This is a genomic window from Desulfovibrio aminophilus DSM 12254, from assembly GCF_000422565.1.
GTDB lineage: Bacteria > Desulfobacterota > Desulfovibrionia > Desulfovibrionales > Desulfovibrionaceae > Aminidesulfovibrio > Aminidesulfovibrio aminophilus.
In genome coordinates this window covers 375,635-394,702 of the sequence record NZ_KE383875.1, presented here as the reverse complement: position 1 = coordinate 394,702, position 19,068 = coordinate 375,635, and the positions used below count along the sequence as shown (strand labels likewise).

The 19,068-nt window shown below is 67.1% G+C and carries 17 protein-coding genes; 13 read left to right on the top strand and 4 right to left on the bottom strand.

What is annotated here, in order from left to right; translation table 11 throughout:
• Positions 1-30: 30 nt before the first annotated feature.
• The gene (gene glpX / locus H587_RS0114320; RefSeq protein ID WP_027176830.1) at positions 31-1,011 is read left to right on the top strand and encodes a class II fructose-bisphosphatase; all 981 of its coding nucleotides are present in this window, start codon (positions 31-33) and stop codon (positions 1,009-1,011) included.
• Positions 1,012-1,048: 37 nt separating this feature from the next.
• On the opposite strand, the gene H587_RS0114315 is transcribed toward glpX, so the two are convergent.
• The gene (locus H587_RS0114315; protein WP_027176829.1) at positions 1,049-1,288 is read right to left on the bottom strand and encodes a hypothetical protein; all 240 of its coding nucleotides are present in this window, start codon (positions 1,286-1,288) and stop codon (positions 1,049-1,051) included.
• Positions 1,289-1,342: 54 nt separating this feature from the next.
• Here H587_RS0114315 and H587_RS0114310 point away from each other — a divergent pair, with 54 nt between their 5' ends.
• The gene (locus H587_RS0114310; protein WP_027176828.1) at positions 1,343-2,395 is read left to right on the top strand and encodes a glycosyltransferase family 9 protein; all 1,053 of its coding nucleotides are present in this window, start codon (positions 1,343-1,345) and stop codon (positions 2,393-2,395) included.
• Positions 2,392-2,811: a CAP domain-containing protein gene (locus tag H587_RS18900; protein WP_051202920.1), complete on the top strand. Its 420-nt coding sequence runs from the start codon at positions 2,392-2,394 to the stop codon at positions 2,809-2,811. The genes H587_RS0114310 and H587_RS18900 overlap by 4 nt, the downstream gene beginning before the upstream one ends.
• Here H587_RS18900 and H587_RS18895 read toward each other — a convergent pair.
• A complete protein-coding gene (locus H587_RS18895; protein ID WP_034609455.1) occupies positions 2,808-5,408 on the bottom strand; it encodes a PEP/pyruvate-binding domain-containing protein in 2,601 nt (866 codons plus the stop codon). The genes H587_RS18900 and H587_RS18895 overlap by 4 nt on opposite strands.
• A 9-nt stretch (positions 5,409-5,417) precedes the next feature.
• Complete coding sequence (locus H587_RS0114295) at positions 5,418-7,937, bottom strand: sigma 54-interacting transcriptional regulator (protein ID WP_034609453.1); 2,520 nt, start codon at positions 7,935-7,937, stop codon at positions 5,418-5,420.
• A 300-nt stretch (positions 7,938-8,237) separates the two neighbouring features.
• Here H587_RS0114295 and H587_RS0114290 point away from each other — a divergent pair, with 300 nt between their 5' ends.
• The 10 genes from H587_RS0114290 to H587_RS18875 all read left to right on the top strand — a co-directional run bounded on the left by H587_RS0114290 (position 8,238) and on the right by H587_RS18875 (position 17,781).
• Entirely contained in the window at positions 8,238-8,537 is a 300-nt protein-coding gene (locus tag H587_RS0114290; protein ID WP_027176826.1) for a DVU0150 family protein, read from the top strand.
• A 31-nt stretch (positions 8,538-8,568) separates the two neighbouring features.
• The gene (locus H587_RS0114285) at positions 8,569-9,597 is read left to right on the top strand and encodes a sulfite exporter TauE/SafE family protein (protein WP_027176825.1); all 1,029 of its coding nucleotides are present in this window, start codon (positions 8,569-8,571) and stop codon (positions 9,595-9,597) included.
• Between the two features lie 25 nt (positions 9,598-9,622).
• A complete protein-coding gene (locus H587_RS0114280) occupies positions 9,623-9,961 on the top strand; it encodes a hypothetical protein (protein WP_027176824.1) in 339 nt (112 codons plus the stop codon).
• An 88-nt stretch (positions 9,962-10,049) separates the two neighbouring features.
• A complete protein-coding gene (locus H587_RS18890) occupies positions 10,050-10,295 on the top strand; it encodes a hypothetical protein (protein ID WP_051202918.1) in 246 nt (81 codons plus the stop codon).
• Complete coding sequence (locus tag H587_RS0114270) at positions 10,292-11,107, top strand: hypothetical protein (RefSeq protein ID WP_027176823.1); 816 nt, start codon at positions 10,292-10,294, stop codon at positions 11,105-11,107. The genes H587_RS18890 and H587_RS0114270 overlap by 4 nt, the downstream gene beginning before the upstream one ends.
• A gap of 107 nt (positions 11,108-11,214) precedes the next feature.
• Positions 11,215-11,586 carry a response regulator gene (locus H587_RS0114265; protein ID WP_027176822.1) on the top strand — a complete coding sequence of 124 codons (372 nt, stop codon included), beginning with the start codon at positions 11,215-11,217 and terminating at the stop codon, positions 11,584-11,586.
• 16 nt (positions 11,587-11,602) lie between these two features.
• Complete coding sequence (locus H587_RS0114260; protein WP_027176821.1) at positions 11,603-14,191, top strand: PEP/pyruvate-binding domain-containing protein; 2,589 nt, start codon at positions 11,603-11,605, stop codon at positions 14,189-14,191.
• Positions 14,192-14,554: 363 nt separating this feature from the next.
• Positions 14,555-15,334: a rhodanese-like domain-containing protein gene (locus H587_RS18885; RefSeq protein ID WP_156904566.1), complete on the top strand. Its 780-nt coding sequence runs from the start codon at positions 14,555-14,557 to the stop codon at positions 15,332-15,334.
• 81 nt (positions 15,335-15,415) lie between these two features.
• Positions 15,416-17,287 carry a methyl-accepting chemotaxis protein gene (locus H587_RS19870; protein WP_051202913.1) on the top strand — a complete coding sequence of 624 codons (1,872 nt, stop codon included), beginning with the start codon at positions 15,416-15,418 and terminating at the stop codon, positions 17,285-17,287.
• Between the two features lie 53 nt (positions 17,288-17,340).
• Complete coding sequence (locus tag H587_RS18875) at positions 17,341-17,781, top strand: MauE/DoxX family redox-associated membrane protein (RefSeq protein ID WP_034609451.1); 441 nt, start codon at positions 17,341-17,343, stop codon at positions 17,779-17,781.
• An 87-nt stretch (positions 17,782-17,868) separates the two neighbouring features.
• Here H587_RS18875 and H587_RS18870 read toward each other — a convergent pair whose 3' ends face one another.
• Positions 17,869-19,044 carry an AI-2E family transporter gene (locus H587_RS18870; protein WP_084630807.1) on the bottom strand — a complete coding sequence of 392 codons (1,176 nt, stop codon included), beginning with the start codon at positions 19,042-19,044 and terminating at the stop codon, positions 17,869-17,871.
• Positions 19,045-19,068: the final 24 nt, after the last annotated feature.

The window sequence follows — 19,068 nt, the reverse complement described above, 5'->3', positions numbered from 1 at the left end:
CCTAACGGCTGACAACGAGGAGTGCGATACATGGAAGCCCCGCAGAGAAATTTGGCGCTTGATCTGGTGCGCGTGACCGAGGCCGCGGCCCTGGCTTCGGCCCGCTGGCTCGGCAAGGGCGACAAGGAAGCCGGCGACCAGGCCGCCGTGGACGCCATGCGCCTGTCCTTCGAAACCCTGGACATCGACGGCCGCGTGGTCATCGGCGAGGGCGAGAAGGACGAGGCTCCCAGACTCTACAACGGCGAACGGGTGGGCAGCGGCGGCTTGGCCGTGGACGTGGCCGTGGACCCGGTGGAGGGAACGAACCTCCTGGCCTACGGTCGGCCCAACGCCATCTCCGTGGTCGGCGTGGCCCCGGCCGGGAGCATGTTCGATCCCGGTCCGAGTTTCTACATGCAGAAGCTCGTCGTGCCTTCGGAGGCCAAGTCCGTGGTGGACATCGAGGCCCCGGTGGGCGAGAACCTGCGCAAGATCGCCAAGGCCCTGGGCAAGGACGTGGACGACCTGGTTGTCTTCGCTCTGGACAAGCCCCGGCACAAGAAGCTCATCGGCGAGATCCGCGAGGCGGGGGCGCGCATCCAACTGCATACCGACGGCGACGTGGCCGGTTCGCTCATGGCCATCGACCCGCGCAGCGAGGTGGACGTGATGATGGGCACCGGCGGCACCCCCGAGGGTGTGCTCTCGGCCATCGCCATCCGCATCATGGGCGGCGAGATGTTCGCCAAGCTGGATCCCCAGAAGCAGGGCGAGAAGAACGGCCTGGCCGAGTCCGGCATGGACATCCGGCGCATCTACACCGTGGCCGACCTGGTCAAGAGCGAGGATCTCTTCTTCGCCGCCACGGGCATCTCCGGCGGCACATTCCTCAAGGGCGTGCGCTACACCGGCCACGGCGCCGAGACCCACTCCCTGGTCATGCGCGGCAAGACCGGCACCATCCGCTACATCGAGGCCATCCACAACTGGGACACCCTCATGCGGGTGAGCGCCGTCAAGTACAACTGATTCCGGCCGGGCCGGGACCGTCCTCGGACGGTCCCGGTCAGGTTTCCGGGTTGGTGAATCTTTCCTGAATGATCGCGGCGTCCCCGGGCCGGGAGCGGATGCCGAGGCTCTTGGATTCGCCGTGACAGGCGAAGGCCTGGCCGCGAAGCTGCACGTATCCCGCCGCGAGCACCTTGGCGTAAGGCATCTGCTCCCTGAATTCCATGAAATCGATGCGGTTGGGGAAGATGACGGGTACCGGCTCACCGGCGAAATCCTCGAACAGGATATACTTCATGGGTTCCTCCGCTGTTCCTGGAATACCGGCGACGGCCCGGGAGATCAAGCCGTGATCGCCGATCCGCGCAAGATCGGGGTCTGGCAGACCGCTTTTCTGGGCGACGCGGTGCTCACCCTGCCGCTCATCGCCGCCTTGCGCGCCCGTTTTCCCGAGGCCGCCATTCATCTCTTCGTCCGGGCCGGCCTGGAGGGCCTGTTCGCGGCCCAGCCCGAGCTGACCGGAATCCACGGCTTCGACAAGCGCGGCTCCGAGAAGGGCCTGGCCGCCGCCTGGAGGTTCGGTCGCGACCTGAAGTCCCAGGGCTTCGACCTCTGGCTCTCGGCGCACTCCAGCGCCCGCAGCGCCCTGGTGGCCGCCTCCTCGGGAATCCCCCGACGCATCGGCTACGACGCCCCCTGGTTCAACCGGCTGGCCTACACCGAGACGGTGAGCCGCCGCTTCGACGAACTGGCGGAGGTGGAGCGGCTCATGGCCCTGCTGGGCCCCTTGGGCGTCGGCCTGGAGGCCCCAGCGGCCCGGCTGGTCCTGCCCGCCCTCGCCCTGGAGCGGGCCCGCGCCATATGGGAGACGGGCCTGCCCGAGGGCGAGGGCCCGGTGCTCGGCGTGCATCCCGGCTCCACCTGGCCCACCAAGTGCTGGCCCGTGGGACATTTCAGCCGCGTGCTCGACCTGGCCGCCTCGGCCGGGGCGCGCATCCTGCTCCTGGCCGGACCCGGCGAGGAGGGGGTGGCCCGGGCCGTGCTGGACGGGGCCGGTGATCCGGCCCGGCGGCGCACCGCGAGTCTTGCCGGAGCGCTCTCCCTGCCCGAGCTGGCGGCGGTCATCGGACGGCTCTCGGCCTATCTGACCAACGATTCCGGCCCCATGCACCTGGCCTGGGTCCAGGACGTGCCCCTGGCGGCCCTCTTCGGACCCACCACGCGGTCTCTGGGCTTCTTTCCGCGCGGGGAGGGCTCCACGGTGCTGGAGCGCGACCTTTCCTGCCGTCCCTGCGGGTTGCATGGCCACAAGCGCTGCCCCGAGGGGCACCATCGCTGCATGACCGAAATCCGGCCGGAAGAGGTCTGGGCCGCACTGGCGCCCAAGCTGGGGCTGCCGGGATGATCCGTCGGGCGGCCGTCCTGGCGGCCGTTCTGGCGGTCCTGGCGACGACCGCGCCGTCCATGGCGGGAGGCTTCGAGGACGAGCTGCTGGCGCGGATCAACGCCTACCGCCAGGAACACGGCCTGGCCGCGCTCCACCGCGACGCGGTCCTGGACCGTCTGGCCCTGTCCCACAGCCGGGGCATGGAACGGGGGGGAAAGCTCTCCCACGACGGCTTCGACGAGCGTTTCGCCCGCGCGGACTCCAACCACTGCGTGGAGAACGTGGGCCTGCGCCTGCCGGACCCCTCGCCGGAACGGCAGTTCGAGGGTTGGCGGGACTCGCCGGGCCACGACGAGAATCTGCTCGACCCGGACATCCGCCGGGCGGGCCTGGGCAGAAGCGGCGGCTACGCGACCTTTCTCGGCTGCCGCTAGCCGTTCTCCCCGTCGCGGGCGCCGGACGCGCCATTGCCCTCGTAGTGGTAGTCCCCGTCCAGGAAACATTGCGAGACGCGCCGCACGCTCCCCTCGTCGATCATGAGCATGTCCATCTGGCGGGTGAAGATGAGCAGGCGGCCGAGCATGTCCAGGCGCGCGGCCGTGGCCTCGGCGTCGTACTTCTGGAAGCGCGCCACCACCCGGTCCCCGGCCACCTCCACGTTGAAGTCGTGCTCCTCCAGGATGCGCGCGATGGACCGCACCCTGCGGTTCTTGCGCACGTCGTCGGCGGCCCCGCCCTTGAACTGGAAGCTGATGTAGTTCTTGTTCATGGTCAGGCCGCAATAGGCGTCAAGCACGCTGTAGTGGTAGCCCACCCGGGAGCTGAAATTCAGGTACTTGTCCGAGATGAGCGCGTAGCTCTTGTCTCCGAAGCGTTCGGCTCCCTCGGGGTTGGTCAGCATCTGCTGGCTCATGACCGAGAAGAAGCCCTTCATGTCCACGGGCCTGGGCTCGGCGTGGCGCAGCTCGGGCAGGAGCATGCCGGCCAGCAGCGCCTTGAACGGCGCGGAGGTGACCTGCTCCGGCCGCACGCGCCGGGTCCAGCCCGGAGCTTCGGCCAGGCCCCCGCCCAGGTCGATGAGGTAGAGGTCCAGGGGCAGGGGAGCCGTCAGCTTGACCGCGAAGGTGCCGTGGTCGGCGGCCAGGTCGCTGATGGCGAACATCTCGCCGTAGGACAGCTCGTGGATCAGGCGCATGAGGTCATGCACGGTGCGGCACTTCTCGGGCCTGAAATCCGGCGAACGAGGGTCGGTGAGATACAGCGGCGTCACCAGTTCGCCCAGACGGCGGAGGATTTCGTAGACCGGGGTGTCCTTCATGAACCGGCCCTTGTCCTGGCGCAGCCGGAGCAGCTCCGGCACCTCGCCCCGGTAGATCCGGCCGGAGAAGGCGTCCACGGTGACGATTTCGCCCTCCTTGAGCACGTCCGTGGCCGTACGGGTGTTCAGCAGGGAGGGCACGCCGTATTCTCGGGCCAGGGAGGCCATGTGGCCGGTGACGCTGCCCGCGTTGGTGACCACGGCCTGGATGCGCGGGAGGATCAGGGCGTACTTGGGCGAGGAATGCTCGGCCACGAGCACCGCGCCTTCGGGAAAGGTCGTCAGGTCGCTGTCCGGCCAGACGTGGCGCACCGGGCCCGCGCCGACGCCCGGGCAGGCCGCGTCGCCGCCCTCGAGCAGGATCTCGCGGCCGGGGACCGGTCCGGTTGTGGGACGCGGGCCGCTTCCGGCCTCGGCGCGCAGGGGGCGGGCCTGGAGCAGCACGAGCCTGCCCTCGGTGTTCAGGGCCCATTCGATGTCCTGCGGGCAGTGATAGTGGCGCTCCAGGCGCACGGCGTAGGAGGCCAGGAGCCGGGCCTGCTCCTCGTCCAGACAGGGGCGGGAAGCCTCCTCCTCGGGGACGCGCTCGTCCTCCAGGACGCCGCCGGGCCGGGCCACCAGACGGCGGTCCTTGACCGCCACGCGCGTCTCCAGCGGCCTGGGCTCGTCCTCCCTGGTGAATCGGTAGACGTCCGGGGTCACGACCCCGTCCACGGCGTAGGGCCCAAGACCCCAGACCGCGTTGATGAGCACGTTCTCGTCCAGCAGATCGAAAGGGTGGCGGGAGTACATGACGCCGCTGGCCTTGGCCTCGACCATCTCCAGGCAGGCGACGCTCATGGCGATGTCCTCGTCCGGGATGCCCTTGTGCAGCCGGTAGGCGATGGCTCGGGGGGTGAACAGGCTGGCCAGGATGCGACGGTAGTTGTCCAGGATGCGGTCGGGCCGCACGTTGAGCACGCTCAGGTACTGCCCGGCGAAGGACAGCTCGGAGTCCTCGCCGATGGCGCTGCTGCGCATGGAGATGGGCAGACCCTCGGGGCCCGCGCCGCGGCGGACGCAGAGGTCGGCGTAGGCCGAGAGTATGGCCTCGGAGAGGTCTTCGGGAGCGTCGGCCGTGAGGAACAGGCGCTGGATGCCCTCGCTGGCCGTGACCATGGTTTCGGGGTCGGCCGGGTCCACCTCCAGCTCCAGGCGTTTGACCTCGTCCAGAAAGCCGCCGTGACGTACGAAAGCCTCGTAGCCCGCCGTGGTGATGGCGAAGCCGTCCGGGATGGGTAGCCCGGCCCGGCCGGCGATCTCGCCCAGGTTGGCGTTCTTGCCGCCGACGCTGTCCACCAGGTCGCGGGAGATGGCCGGGTAGGGCAGGATGTAGGCCGCCGCCGTTTCGTGGTGTTTGATTTCGGCCAGGGAGGCGATCTCGCCGCTCAGGCGCCGGACCACCTCGCGCAGGGCGGGCAGACGGCCGGAGGAGAGCTTGTCGAAATTGTTCGCCATGCGCACGGCGTGAAAGACGATGCGCGACGCCTGCGACCGGACGTAGGCCATGCCGAAGACGGTGTCCCCGCGCAGCTTCTGCTCCAGGTCCGTGAGCAGCTGGAGCAGCTCGGAGTTGGATTCCAGCAGGGCCTTGAACTGGGAGTACTTGGCCTTGAACAGACCCGCCGCCAGTTGCGGATCCCGCTTCTTGCGCTTGAAGAGTCGACGCAGCATGATCGCCCCCTACTCCCGGCTCCGCGCCAGGACGTATCGCGTGGCCGGGCCGCGTCCCTCGCGCAGGAGTACGCCCTTTTTGACCAGATCCTGAAGGTCGTAGATGGCCGTGCGCGACGGCAGGCCGCCTCCGGCCAGCTCCTGGTAGTCGTTGCGGGTCACCTCGCCCCGGGTCACGATGAGCGGCAGAACCCTGAGCTGGCGTGAACTGAGGCGCACCCCTTCGGGCACGTAGCTTTCCAGAGGCCTGGAAGGCGGGACCGGGCCGGGCGCCGGCCGGGATTCGCCCGCCATGCCGGGCTGCGCCGGAGGCCGCGCGGCCAGGAGCCGCGAGGAGCCGTCGCCGGAAGGCTGACCGCGCCCGTCGCCCTCCAGGCGCACGTCCTCGGCCAGGATCAGGTCGCCCTCGGCCATGACCGCCGCCCGGGTGATGCAGTTGATGAGTTCGCGGATGTTGCCCGGCCAGTTGTAATTCTTCATCTTCTCCAGGGCGCCCCGGGAGAGGGCCAGGCCCTGCTTGTTCACCAGGGTCTCGGCCTGGCGCAGATAGGCCCGGGCCAGGATCGGGATGCTCTCCTTGTGTTCGCGCAGGGCCGGGGTGTGCAGGGTGATGACCTTGAGCCGGAAGTAGAGATCCTCGCGGAACAGCCTTCTTTCGATGAGTTCGGTGAGGTCGGCGTTGGTGGCGGCCACGAGTCGCACGTCCACGTCCAGCTCCTGGTCGCTGCCCAACGGCTTGATCTTTCGCATGGCCACGGAGCGCAGCAGCGCCTGCTGGACCTTGGGCGATGCGGACTGGATCTCGTCCAGGAAGAGGGTGCCGCCGTCGGCTTCCAGGAATGCGCCCTTGCGGTCGGTCTTGGCCTCGGTGAAGGCCCCTTTGACGTGGCCGAAGAGGGTGTCCAGGAGCAGATTTTCGTCCAGGGCTCCGCAGTTGATGGAGATGAACGGCTTGTCGGTTCGGGAGCTCAGGTTGTGGATGGCCTCGGCCGCCAGCTGCTTGCCCGTGCCGGTCTCGCCGATGATGAGCACGTCCACATCCACGCGCGCGGCCTTGAGGATGTCCGAGCGCAGTTCCTCGATCTTGGGCCCGGCGCCCAGGATGCCGGGGATGGGATTCTGGCCGTCGCCAGGCTCCGGCGCGTCCTCATCCTCGATGACTCGCTGGTTCAGACTCTGGTTGTGGATGGCCTGATCGCGGATGCGGATCTCCTCCAGTTGCAGCCGCAGGGCCGCGAGCATCTTGTTCACCGCCCGCTTGAGGAGGTTGGTCTCGTAGCCCGAGGAAGGCAGGTCGATCTCCTGAATCCCGCCGGTGAGGTCGGCCTCGCCCACGGCCTTGGCCAGGCGCAGGATCGGGGAGGTCACTGCCTTGGCCAGGAAGAAGACCATGCCCGCCACCGCCGCGATGGTCAGCAGGGTGATGAGGAACATCACGTCCAGATGCTTGTAGCCCGCCGCCAGGGTGAGCTTGCTGTGGTCGAGGAAGGCCAGTCCGGCGTATATCTGGGGGGGCTCGCCCTGGACCGGTGTGAAGTAGATCGGCGCATAGGCCATGAAGAAGGTGCGCGATCCCGAGAAATCTCCGCCACCGTTTTCCCCGATGTAACCGCCGCTCTTGCCGTCGCGCAGATCAGCCACCATGGTCCAGAACTGGTGGTAGACTTCGTTGGGGCGGAAAGCCATGGGCAGATGGGCCCGGCCCAGGGTTCCCTCGTATCCGGATCTTGCCAGATATGTTGCCAGATCGTCGTCGGCCCGGTCCGGGTCGCTGGACTGGAGGAGTATCCAGCCGTCCGTGTCCAGCAGGAAGTGGTAGCGCAGTTCCCCGCTGCGGGTGAAGGCCCAGAGCGGCGACTTTGAGGAGTTGTAGAGTGAAAGCAGGTTGCGCAAGTCGCGGGCGTCCAGGGAGAGGACCAGCAGCCCCTTTCCCGCGGGCCCGGCGTCGCAGGGCGTCACCAGGCGGATCACCGGGGAGGCCGTCCGCTTGGCCGTGTCTCCTTCGCCTATGGCCGGGTACTCCGTCGTCACGACGGGGGAGATCCAGACCTCCCCGTGTTCCAGCGAGGCGGCTTTTTCCACCGAGAGGATCGGATTGGGGCGGATTTCCCGCAGCCGCTCCGGGGGAACCCGAAGAATCTGGCCGTCCTGGACCAGGAGGAAGATGGACGGGCCGTTGTGCGCGGGCAGGAAGGCGAATTCACGGAACATCGGCGCGCCGAGGGTCATTTCCTTTGCGAGAAACTCCCGCATGGTGCCCGGGGAGAGGTTTTCTTGCGAGAACAGCAGGAGAGCCGTGCGACATTGATCCAGGCGCCGGGTCAAGGCGTGGGCTGTGGCCATGTTTTGCACCCGGACGGTCCGCTCCAGGGCTGTTTCGATGAAACTGCTTGAAATTCTATATGTTGCGTAGCCAGTGACGGCCAGAATGAGGACCACGGAAGGGATTACCGTGACCAGAAGTTTGGCCCGGATGCTCAGATTGGCGAACAGTTGACGTAACGTTCCGGCAAAGAGCGGTCCGGTCATTGCGATCTCCGAGCGAAGGTTCCGGCCTTGATCTAGCGTGTTATTTTTCACAAGCCTGGTCACGATTCTCGCAAATCCTCGCCAAAGTCAATATAAATAAATTTTTTTGTATTTCAGTCGGTTAGGGTTCTGTTGCGCGGTCCTGTCTTTGGCATGGAGGTTGCTTTGTTGCGAGTTCAGGCAGGGCCACCGCCCGGGGATTTTTTCCCGGTTCTCCCTCCCCGGAGCCTGGAGGGAGCGTCGGGACGACTCCCGGCACTGGTTTGAAAGGGAATGGATGGAAACACTGGAGGGTTTGTGATGCTGACGAGAACGGCGAAGGTTCTTCCCCTGATTCTGGCATTGCTGGCCGTGCTGCCCCAGCTCGTCTGGGCCGCCGGTGGAGGCGCTTCCGAACTCGTGGTCGTGGCGGACACGCGGGTCGTGAAGAACGTGGTTCTGCACTACTTCGCGGACCTCTACAACATGAATATGCTGCTTAACGCCATCTGGGCGGTGGTCCTCACCGCAGGTTATGGTGGTTTCCTGGGATTCCTGATGGACTTCATAATCTCGCGTTGTGGTTTGGACCTGACCAAGCGCAGCATCGTGGAACACTAGTTCGACACGCCCAACGCAAGGAGTGCACAGCATGGAATGGTTGTATATGCACATGCCCATCGCGGGCGTGAACATCTTCTGGCCCGGACTTGTTCTCATCGGGTTCGCCGTGGGCGTCATCGGCGGCTTCTTCGGCATGGCGGGCGCCTGGATGGTGACCCCGGGCCTGAACATCCTGGGTTTCCCCATGGCCTTCGCCATCGGAACGGACATGGCCCACATCGCGGGCAAGTCCATGATCTCCACGGTGCGCCACTCGAAGTTCGGCAACGTGGACTATAAGCTCGGCTTCGTCATGCTGGCCGGCACCATGATCGGCATCGAAATCGGCGCCCAGATCGTCATGCACCTGGAGCGTCTCGGCAACCTCGGCTCCGTGGTCCGCTGGGCCTACGTGTTTCTGCTCCTGCTCATCGCCTGGATAGTCTTCTACGACTACGCCAAGGCCGTGAACAAGAAGAAGAAGGGCATCACCGGCGAGCACGGCACCGAGGGCATCACCTGGTACAAGACCATGCATAAGATCAACATCCCGCCCATGATGCACTTCAAGGCCGCGGGCATCACCTGCTCGTTCTGGCTGCCCATCCTGGTCAGCCTGGTCACCGGCATCCTGGCCGGCTTTCTGGGCATCGGCGGCGGCCTGTTCCGCATGCCCGCCCTGATCTACCTCATCGGCTGCCCGACCCACATCTCCGTGGGCACGGACCTCTTCGAGGTCATGATCTCCGGCCTGTACGGCGCGTTCACCTATGCCCTGAAGGGCCGCATCGAGATGGTCGCGGTGTTCGTCATGCTCACCGGCGCGGCCGTGGGCGCCCAGATCGGCACCATCGCCACCAAGTACGCCAAGGGCTACGGCATTCGCGTCGTCTTCGGCTGCGCCGTGCTCTGTTGCATGATTTCGATCATCCTCAAGCAGTTCAAGTTCAACGCCGCCTCGGCCGTGATCATTCTCGGCGCCATCTCCGTGATCTGCATCGTGATCATGAGGGTCATGATCAGCGGAGCGGCCAACGAGCTGCGGGAAAAGAGAAACGCCAATAACAGCGCGGCCTGAGCGCCGAGGCACCGGGAGTGACACCATGAAGAGACTGTTTGTGACCTCCATAGCGGCCTTCGCCTTGACGGTTCTGCTGTGCGCCGCCGCCTGGGCCGGCATGGTGGCCCAAGGCAAGTGCATCGAGAACGACAAGGCCGCCAAGACCATCAAGATCGAGGAATACGACATCAACTTCACGCCGGAGAACAAGTACGGCACCCCCACGGGCACCGTCACGGTCTTCGACGTGTCCGAGGCCAAGATCGGCATCCCGCCCGAGCCGGGCGACATCCTGCGCATCGCCTACACGTCCGACAACGACAAGTACCACGCCGTGAAGGTCATGAACGTGACCAAGCAGGACCTGAGCAAGAAGAAGTAGTCAACACGCCCCAACCCCAGCCCTTGCCGGGCCGCCCGCCCCTCCAACCGCCGGCGGGCGGCCCGGCCCTCCCAAGAGGAGAGCAGGCATGAGCAGCATCGGAAGCATCAACCCCCGCCAGCGGGTCGTCATCGTGGTCATGGACGTGCTCCTGCTTCTGGAGCTCTGCCTGACCTTCTACATAGCCCATGGCGACCGGCTGCACCTGACCTCCATCTTCATGCGCACCTACGTGCCCATGGCGATCGTCACTGTCCTGGTCTGCCGCCACTTCATCAAGCGCTTCGGCCGCGGTGAACCGGCGGGCGACGAGGAAGGCGGATCCGCTTCGTGAGGAGTGTCTTCCACAAGCTGGCCATCGGCATCTTTCTCCTGGTCATCTTCGCCGCGGCCGACACCCTTCGCGGCGGTTTCGGCTCGGACACGCTCTTCCGGGCCGCCGCCGGGCAGACCATCGCCATCGGCGGCAAATTGAGCGTCTCCCCCGAGGACTTGGCGGAAATCCGCGACTTCGATCCCGAAAAAGCCTCCACCTACCTGGACACCAGCCTCGGCACCCATGACGCCGAGGTTCGGCTGCTGGAACTGCAGGGCCGTATCTGGCGCGGCGAACTGACCGTGGGCCGGGGCGCGGCCGGGGGGGAGTTCCTCCTGCGGGTCATGCCCAAGGGCGGCAGCCCGGACGAGGACGCCACCATCTATCAGGTGCGGCTGTTCTCGGACGCCGAGGCCCTGCGGCTGGACCTGCCGAGCTTCTGCGAACGGCGGCTGGGCATCCGACCCTTCTGGGTCTTTCTCTCTCTTCTGCCCCTGGGCCTCGGTTGCCTCGGGGTTTCCTTCCTGCTCTCCAACCGCGAGGACGGCCGCAAACAGGCCGCCGGGCTGGGCCCCATCTATCGGATGGCCCGCGACAAGGAGTCCTGGAAGATCATTTTCGGCCTGGGCTCCGTCCACGGCGTGCATGACGGCGACCGGCTCCTGCTTCTGGACAAAACCGGCAAGGTGGTCGGCGATCTGGTGGCGGAAAAGGTGGGGCCCGAGGCGGCCCATGCCGAGGTGGACCTCAATATCGACCTGGCGCCTGGATTTCTCGTGGCCCGCTCGGACGCCCCCGGGCTCGCGCGACGGCGAAACGGCCAGGGCTGACGCCCCGCCATCCCCCGATCCTTCCTCCGGCGGCTGGACGCCGCGCCCTCCTTTTGTCTATGATGCCCGAAAAGACGGAATCCTTCCCGTCCCGGGAGGCGGAGCGCATGCATATTCTTCTGGTGGACGACGAGACGGAGTTTTTGGAGCTGATGACCAAGCGCCTGGATCGGCGCAATTTCCAGGTGACCACGGCCTCCACCGGCGAGGCGGCCCTGGAGGCCCTGGCCAGGATCCCCGTGGACGTGGTGGTGCTGGATGTGCGCATGCCGGGTATGGGCGGCATCGAGACCCTTCGCCGCCTCAAGGCAATGGCCCCGGACATCGAGGTGATCCTGCTCACCGGCCACGCCAACATGGAGGTGGCCGTGGAGGGCATGGAGCTGGGGGCCTTCGATTATCTGCTCAAGCCCGTGGCCATCAACGACCTCATCTTCAAGATCCAGGACGCGGCGAAGAAATCCGGCAAGCTGACCTGACCGACGGAGATCCGGCATGGCGGGCATTTTCCGGGCATTGGGCAACCTCCTGCGCGGCTCGCGGCCCGAACCGCCGTCTCCCGCCCGTCTGGAGGCCCTGCGCGCCGAGTACCGGGGCCGTTGCGAGAGCTTCCGTCGTCTTCTGGCCGCCAACAACGCGGCCCTGGACGTCATGGCCTCCATGGAAGAGGCCCTGCGCGGCCAGAAGCCCTTCGGCATGACCTTCGTGCGCGGCCAGTGCGCCCGTGCGGCCGCCAATGTCTTTCAGATCGTCCGCCAGCTTTCGATTCTCGCCAACGGGCGCTACGACGCCCTGTTCGAGCGCCTCAAGGAGATCCAGGCCGCCATCGCCCCGCACGTGGAGCCCCACTCCGGCGGCGTCGCCGGTCCCCTGGTCCTGCCCCTGGCCGAGGCCGGGGTGGACCTGGCCGACGAGGTGGGCGGCAAGATGGCCAGTCTGGGCGAGATCGTCCGCCGCCTGGGTCGGCGCATCCCTCCGGGTTTCGCGGTCACGGCCTCCGGCTACCGCCGCTTCATGGAGGCCTCCGACCTCCAGGCCGAGATCGACCGCCGCATCCAGACCGCCGACGCCTCCCGTCTGGACGAGCTGTTCGCCCTGTCCTCCGCGCTCCAGGGATTGATCCTGGCCGCGCCCCTGCCCGGCGACCTGAAACGGGCCATCTTGGAGGCTTACCGGAGCTTGGAGGTCCAGGCCGGGGAGGGGGTGCGCGTGGCCCTGCGCAGCAGCGCCGTGGGCGAGGACGCCCTGGGGGCCTCCTTCGCCGGACAGTACCAGTCCGAGCTGAACGTGCCCGGCGACGAGATTTTGGAGACGTACAAGGAGATCGTGGCCAGCAAGTACGGCCTCACGGCCATGACCTACCGGCTCACGCGCGGCATCCCGGACGAGGACGTGGCCATGTGCGTGGGCTGCATGGCCATGGTCGGGGCCGAGGCCGGGGGCGTGGCCTACAGCCGCGACCCCCTGGACATCCGGGGCGGGGCCGTGGTGGTCAACGCCGTGCATGGTCTGCCCAAGGCCGTGGTGGACGGCAGCTTCGACCCGGACGTGTTCATGGTCGAGCGCGGGGAGCCCATGCGTCTGGCGCGCGCCGAGGTGGCCCGCAAGCCCACCAAGTACGTCTGCGATCCGGCCCAGGGCATCGCCCTGGTGGACGTGCCGCCCGAAGAGGCCGGAGCGCCCTCGCTCACCGAGGCCCAGGTTCTGGGGGTGGCGGCCCTGGCGGCGGACATGGAGGAGTTCTACGGCCTGCCCCAGGACATCGAGTTCGCCTTGGCCCCGGACGGCGGGATCGTGTTGCTGCAGAGCCGCCCCCTGCACGAGAGCGGACGGAGGGAGGAGGCCGCGCCTTCGGACTCGGGCTTGCCCGTGCTCCTCTCCGGCGGGACCACGGCGGCCCCGGGCGTGGGCTGCGGCGCGGCCTTCGCGGTGCGCAAGGACGCCGACGCCCTGCGCTTCCCGGACGGCGCGGTGCTCGTGGCGGCCCAGGCCCATCCACGCTGGGCCCCGTTGCTCTCGCGGACCGCGGCCGTGGTCTGCGAGGCGGGCAGCGCGGCCGGACACCTGGCCAACGTGGCCCGCGAGTATGGCGTTCCGGCTCTGCTCGGCGTGGCGGGAGCGCTGGAGGCCCTGGACGGCGCGGGCGAGGTCACGGTGGACGCGGACAACCGCCGCGTGCATCCGGGCCGGGCCGAGGAGTTGCTGGCCCTGCGTCCGGCCCCGCGCAACCTCATGGAGGGCAGCCCGGTGCATGCCGCCCTGGCCGGGGCCTGCGCCCACGTCGTGCCCCTGAACCTCATCGACCCCGACGCGCCGGAATTCACGCCCGAGAACTGCCGGACCCTGCACGACATCACCCGTTTCTGCCACGAAAAGAGCGTGCGCGAGATGTTCCTGGAGGGCGAACAGGCGGGGCTGGAGGGCTTCAGCAAGCAGCTCACCTGCGGCAAGAGCAAGCTCAAGTATTGGGTCATTGATCTTGAAGACGGCTTCGACGGTCCGGTGGAAGGCCGCTTCGTGGACATCACGCGCATCGCCTCCGGGCCCATGCGCGCTCTCTGGCGAGGCATGACCGCCGTGCCCTGGGCCGGGCCCCCGGCGGCCGACGCCCGGGGCTTCCTCGCCGTGGTGGCGGGCGCGGCCAGCAACCCGGAGCTGGAGCCGACCGTGGCCAGCGCCTTCGCGGTCAAAAATTACTTCATGATCTCCAGGGATTTTTGCAATCTTCAGTCCCGCTTCGGGTTCCACTTCTGCACCGTGGAGGCCCAGGCCGGGGACGATCCCCAGGAAAATTACGTCAGCTTCCAGTTCAAGGGCGGGGCCGCGGACCTGCCGCGTCGCCGGAGCCGCGCTCTGCTCGTGGCCGGGCTCCTGGAGGAGCGGGACTTCCGGGTTGAGGTGCGGGAGGATGCGCTCTTCGCCCGTCTGGAAGGCCTGGACAAGGCCGCCACCCTGGATCGCGTGGCCGTGCTCGGCTACGTGGTCATCCACACCCGCCAGCTGGACATGGCCATGGGCAACGAGGCCGTGATCGGCCCGCTGCGCGAAAAGATGGAAAAGGACATCGCCGGGCTGTCCGGCTGACTCTCCGCCTCCGTTCCGCCACTTCCAATTCAGGCGAGGGCCTGAACCCCACCGACGCCGACACGCGCATCGTCATTCGGGAACCGGATCCGCGCCGCGGCCCGCAAACGAAATGGTTGGCAGCCTGCCAACTCGGGTTGGCGGCCGCCAGGATTTTTCGCGGATAGAATCAAACGATTCAAGCTGGTTGCCGTTCCCGGTCGGTTGGCATGTCTCTTGGAAGGCCCGGCAATGGGCCCGCCGACCCGCGACTTCCCGCCGTGAGTCTCATTTCGCGGGTCGGGCGGCAGGGCCGTTCAGGCGAAGGAACGGGACAGAGCCCCCCCGTTGCGGGGAGGCGCCAACAACCATGTGGAGGTCACGATGAGAAAATGCATTGTCCTGTGCCTCTTGGTGTTTTTTTTCGCAGCCGCGGCCTGGGCCGCTGAATTCCCGTTGCGCGAGAAGCCCGAGTTCAAGGAGCTGACTCCGGTCACAACGGCCGACCTGTACGCCTGGGGCAAGGCGGGCCAGTCCGTGGTCGTCGACGTCCGCTCGATCGAGGAATACGAGGTCATTCACGTCAACGGGTCCAAGCACATCCCGATTTCCCAGAAGGACTTTTTGGCCCAGTTGGAGAAGGCCAGAGGCAAGTCCGACGGAAAGAAGCTGGCCTTCTACTGCAACGGAGTGACCTGCGCCAAGTCGTATGAAGCCTGCCGGGCGGCCAAGGACGCCGGCTTCATCAATGTCTTCGTCTACGACGCGGGCATTCCGGAGTGGGCCGCCGAGCACGCCGAAGACACCACCCTGCTCGGGAAGACTCCCGCGGACCCGTCCAAGCTGATCACCAAGGCGCAGCTCAAGGACCACACGGTGGATTTCGCCGCCTTCAAGGCCAAGGCCGCCTCGGGAGCCGAGGTCATCGACATTCGCGACCCGATGCAGCGCAAGGACCAGCTCCCCGGAGTGGCGGGGGTGAAGAGCATTCCCTTCGAGCGCATGGTTCCGCTGCTGCAGAAGGGAGCATTCAAGGGCAAGACCCTGCTCATCTTCGATGCGGTGGGCAAGCAGATCCAGTGGCTTCAGTACTACCTGGAGGACAGCGGCCAGAAGGACTACCTGTTCCTGGAAGGCGGCGTGCGCAAGGCCCTCCAGGGCTGACGCCGGTCCCTGGACAGCAGACTGCGGACGCCCGGGGCCGAGTCCGGCCCCGGGCCTTTTCCGCGACAAGAGGTTGCAGATATGCAGACACCCGCGTCAGCCACCTGGAGAAACCTGTTCCAGACCATCAAGAATTCCGTCAGCATCGTGGCCTCCGTGGCCGGCATCGTGCTGGTTCTCGTCTGGATGGCCAACAATCACATCGAAACGCTCATCGAGGCGTCGCAGGCCACGCTCGAGGAGCGCAACGAGGCCCTGGGCAGGCTGATGCAGAACCAGCAGGAGATATCCGCTGGCTCGGTGCTGGATTCCCTGGTGCTCGGTTCGGGGGGCCTGATCAACAACTACGACTTCGAACCGCTCAAGAGGATGCTCACCATCCGTGAGCAGAATCCCTTCATCGCTTCGGCGCGCTTCGTCAACGGCGATGGTTCACCGCTCAAGGATCTGGAGAACGCCCCTCTTCAGTCCGGCTCTCCGGTCGCCGGGGGCAAGGTTTTGTCCAAGCCCGTCCTCTTCGGCGACACCGTGGTGGGTCATGTGGAACTGGGGCTCGATCCCGCGCCCATTCGGATAAAAATCCAGGAGCTGGCGGCGGCCAACGCCCGGACCAAGGCCGATGCCTTGGACTTCAAGAACCGCGTCCAGAAAACCATGATGGTCTCCGGCGCGGGCTTGCTGCTGGCGGCCACGGTGCTCATCGTGATGTTCCAGAAGATGTCCCTGAACCGGCTGTTGGTGCGGCCCATGCGCCGACTGGCGGATTGCGCGGAGAAGATCGCCGCAGGGCAGCTCGACATCGAGGTGGACATCCGCCGCGATGACGAGGTCGGAATGCTGGCCGACGCCTTCCGCGCCATGATGCGCAGCCTCAAGCGGAGCATCGAGGATGCCGAGGCCAAGAGCCGGGAGATCGAACAGCAGGCCCGCCTGGCCGACCAGGCCAAGGATGCGGCGGAATCGGAGCGGACCCGGGTGTCCGGCCTGCTGACCGCCATGACCGAGATGGCCACCCAGGCCACGGACTACGCCGACCGCCTGGCCACGGCCTCCGAGGAACTGGCCGCGCAGTCCGAGCAGATCGCCCGGAGCGCGGACAGTCAGCGTCAGCGTCTGGCGGAAACCACGAGCGCCATCGGGCAGATGGATTCCACCGTGACCGACATGGCCCGCAATGCGGGCGACGCGGCCCAGACCGCGGACGAGGTCAAGAAGAAGGCCGAGCAGGGAGCGGGCACCGTGGCCAGCGTGGTGGACGCCACCACCCAGGTGCAGCGGAAGGTCGCGGAGATGAAGGTCAGCCTGGACGACCTGGGAGACAAGGCCGAGCGCATCGGCGCGGTCATGAACGTCATCGCCGACATCGCCGACCAGACCAATCTGCTGGCGCTGAACGCCGCCATCGAGGCCGCCCGGGCCGGGGATCACGGCCGGGGATTCGCGGTGGTGGCCGACGAGGTGCGCAAGCTCGCGGAAAAGACCATGACCGCCACCAAGGAGGTCGAACAGGCCATCTCCTCCATCCAGGACGGCACGCGGCGCAACATCAGCGAGATGGACGGCGCGGTCGCTGCCGTGGCCCGGTGCACCACGCTTTCAGGCGAAGCCGGCCGCGCGCTGCAGGAAATCGTCCAGGTCATCACCTCCAACGCCGCCCAGGTGGGCTCCATGGCCGCGGCCGCGGAACAGCAGTCCATGAGCACGAAACAGATCAGCCACACCGTCGGGGAGATCAACGGCATCGTCAGCGAAACCGCGGGCGGCATCCGGCAGACCGACCAGGCCGTGCGCGACCTCTCCGATCTGGCCCAGGGCCTTCATGGGCTCATCGCGGAAATCAACAAGGCGGCCAATGGTCCAACGACCACGGAGGGTTCCGGGGAAACGGCCCGGAGCATGTTCCTCCAGGACGGCGGGGCGCGGACATCCCCCCCCAGGCGGGCGGACCGGTGAGGACCGGATTCCCCCCGTCCCGGCTCCGCCGCTGGACGGATCGGCCGGCCAGGATGCTTCGGGGCCGGGGCATCCTGGCCGCCATCCGGTTCGTCCTGGCCCTGGTCTTCATTTACGCCGGGGCCATGAAGCTGATCGATCCCGGTACGTTCGCCCTGGCCATCGACAGCTTCGGCCTGGTGCCCTGGCGCACCGCCAGGGTGTTGTCCGTCGCCCTGCCCGTCTTGGAGGTCGCCGGCGGGCTGGGATTGGCCTGCAACCTGCGGGGGGCGCTGTTCCTGGTGGCGGGGCAGCTTTTGCTCTTCATGGCTGTGCTCGGGTACGGCGTTCTGGGCGGTCTGGAGGCCGACTGCGGCTGCTTTGGGCTCGACGGAACCGCGCCGGTCGGGACCGAAGAGCTGAAGGCCGCCATGCTTCGGGACGCGTTCATGCTGGGCGGCTGTCTGTGGCTGCATGTCGGGCGTCGCCGGGCCGAGGCCCCGGGACGGCCTTGAGCCCCGGGCCAGGGAGTGAAACCCGGAAGCATTTCGTTTCCTGAACCGCGCGGCCGTTCTCGGACCCGAGGTCAGCCACGCCCGCCGTCAGGGGTGTTTTTCGGTCGACTGGGCCTCGATGAAGAGTTGGAAGACCACGAGGCACAGGCTCATGGAAATGGGGCCGTAGATCAGGCCCAGCGGGCCGAAGAGCAGGACGCCTCCCACGATGGAGACGAAGATCATCAGCGTGGGCAGGCGTGCCCCGCCGCTGATGAAGAACGGCCGGACGATGTTGTCCACCGTGCTCACCACCAGCAGCCACCAGGCGAGAAGGAAGAGCGCCTTGCCCGTCGCGCCTCCGGCGAGGAGAAAGACGACGATGGGCACGTGGATCAGGGCCAGGCCGACGAAGGGCACGAGGGAGGCCGCCACGGCGACCATGCCCCAGAACAAGGGGTCGACGCCGACGATCCACAGGCCGACGGCGGTGGCCACGCCCTGGGTCAGGCCCGCCGCCAGCCCGCCCGCGAGGATGGACTGCATCACGGTCTTGAGCCGCCCGGCCAGTTCCTGTTCCTGGTGGGGCCGCAACGGGGAAAGCCGACGCAGCCCGGCCACCACCCGGTCCCTTTCGGCCAGGAAGTAGAACAGGAACAGCAACAGCATGAGCACCTGGAACAGAAGGTTCGCGGTCTGCCCGGCGACCCCCCGGCCGGCGGCCAGCAGTCCCTTGCCCGCCTGCGTCGCTGTGGCGGCGAGGCCGTCCCTGATCTTCTGGGGGTCGGCGAGCGTCTTGTCCACGATGTCGCGCAGCCAGTCCGGGAGATGCATCGACGTGATCCAGTCGACGAGGGAGGCCACCCCTCCCTTTTGGAACCAGACGACTCCGGCCTCGATGACCGCGCCTGCCTCGTTCGCCAGGACGGTGGTCAGCAGCGCGGCGGGCATGAGGATGAAGAGCAGGGTTGCGATGGTGAGCAGGGCCGCGGTGAGGAACCGCGATCCCCGCATCAGCGCGGCCAGGCGCTGGCGCAGGGGGTTGAGCAACAGGGCCAGGATGGCGGCCAGGAAGACCGCGTGACGGAACGGCCAGAGAAGCGCCCCGAACAGGAGCACCGCCGCGATGAAGACGAGCAGCAGGAAGGGCCGGTAGAAGCGCGCGTGCAGGGGGCCCACGTCTTCCGTCCGCGTGGTGTGACACTCTTGCGGCGCCGGGCCGGGATCGGAGTCCGGAGAAGACTGGAGCGGCGGATTCGTTTCTTCGCGGGGGTCGATGTCCATGGTGTCGCCTCGTCGTCATAAAGT

Bases quoted from the DNA above. Each gene is read 5' to 3' on its own strand.
- glpX (WP_027176830.1), top strand. From the start codon at position 31: ATGGAAGCCCCGCAGAGAAATTTGGCGCTTGATCTGGTGCGCGTGACC.
- H587_RS0114315 (WP_027176829.1), bottom strand. From the start codon at position 1,288: ATGAAGTATATCCTGTTCGAGGATTTCGCCGGTGAGCCGGTACCCGTC.
- H587_RS18900 (WP_051202920.1), top strand. From the start codon at position 2,392: ATGATCCGTCGGGCGGCCGTCCTGGCGGCCGTTCTGGCGGTCCTGGCG.
- H587_RS18895 (WP_034609455.1), bottom strand. From the start codon at position 5,408: ATGCTGCGTCGACTCTTCAAGCGCAAGAAGCGGGATCCGCAACTGGCG.
- H587_RS0114295 (WP_034609453.1), bottom strand. From the start codon at position 7,937: ATGACCGGACCGCTCTTTGCCGGAACGTTACGTCAACTGTTCGCCAAT.
- H587_RS0114290 (WP_027176826.1), top strand. From the start codon at position 8,238: ATGCTGACGAGAACGGCGAAGGTTCTTCCCCTGATTCTGGCATTGCTG.
- H587_RS0114285 (WP_027176825.1), top strand. From the start codon at position 8,569: ATGGAATGGTTGTATATGCACATGCCCATCGCGGGCGTGAACATCTTC.
- H587_RS0114280 (WP_027176824.1), top strand. From the start codon at position 9,623: ATGAAGAGACTGTTTGTGACCTCCATAGCGGCCTTCGCCTTGACGGTT.
- H587_RS18890 (WP_051202918.1), top strand. From the start codon at position 10,050: ATGAGCAGCATCGGAAGCATCAACCCCCGCCAGCGGGTCGTCATCGTG.
- H587_RS0114265 (WP_027176822.1), top strand. From the start codon at position 11,215: ATGCATATTCTTCTGGTGGACGACGAGACGGAGTTTTTGGAGCTGATG.
- H587_RS0114260 (WP_027176821.1), top strand. From the start codon at position 11,603: ATGGCGGGCATTTTCCGGGCATTGGGCAACCTCCTGCGCGGCTCGCGG.
- H587_RS18885 (WP_156904566.1), top strand. From the start codon at position 14,555: ATGAGAAAATGCATTGTCCTGTGCCTCTTGGTGTTTTTTTTCGCAGCC.
- H587_RS19870 (WP_051202913.1), top strand. From the start codon at position 15,416: ATGCAGACACCCGCGTCAGCCACCTGGAGAAACCTGTTCCAGACCATC.
- H587_RS18875 (WP_034609451.1), top strand. From the start codon at position 17,341: ATGCTTCGGGGCCGGGGCATCCTGGCCGCCATCCGGTTCGTCCTGGCC.
- H587_RS18870 (WP_084630807.1), bottom strand. From the start codon at position 19,044: ATGGACATCGACCCCCGCGAAGAAACGAATCCGCCGCTCCAGTCTTCT.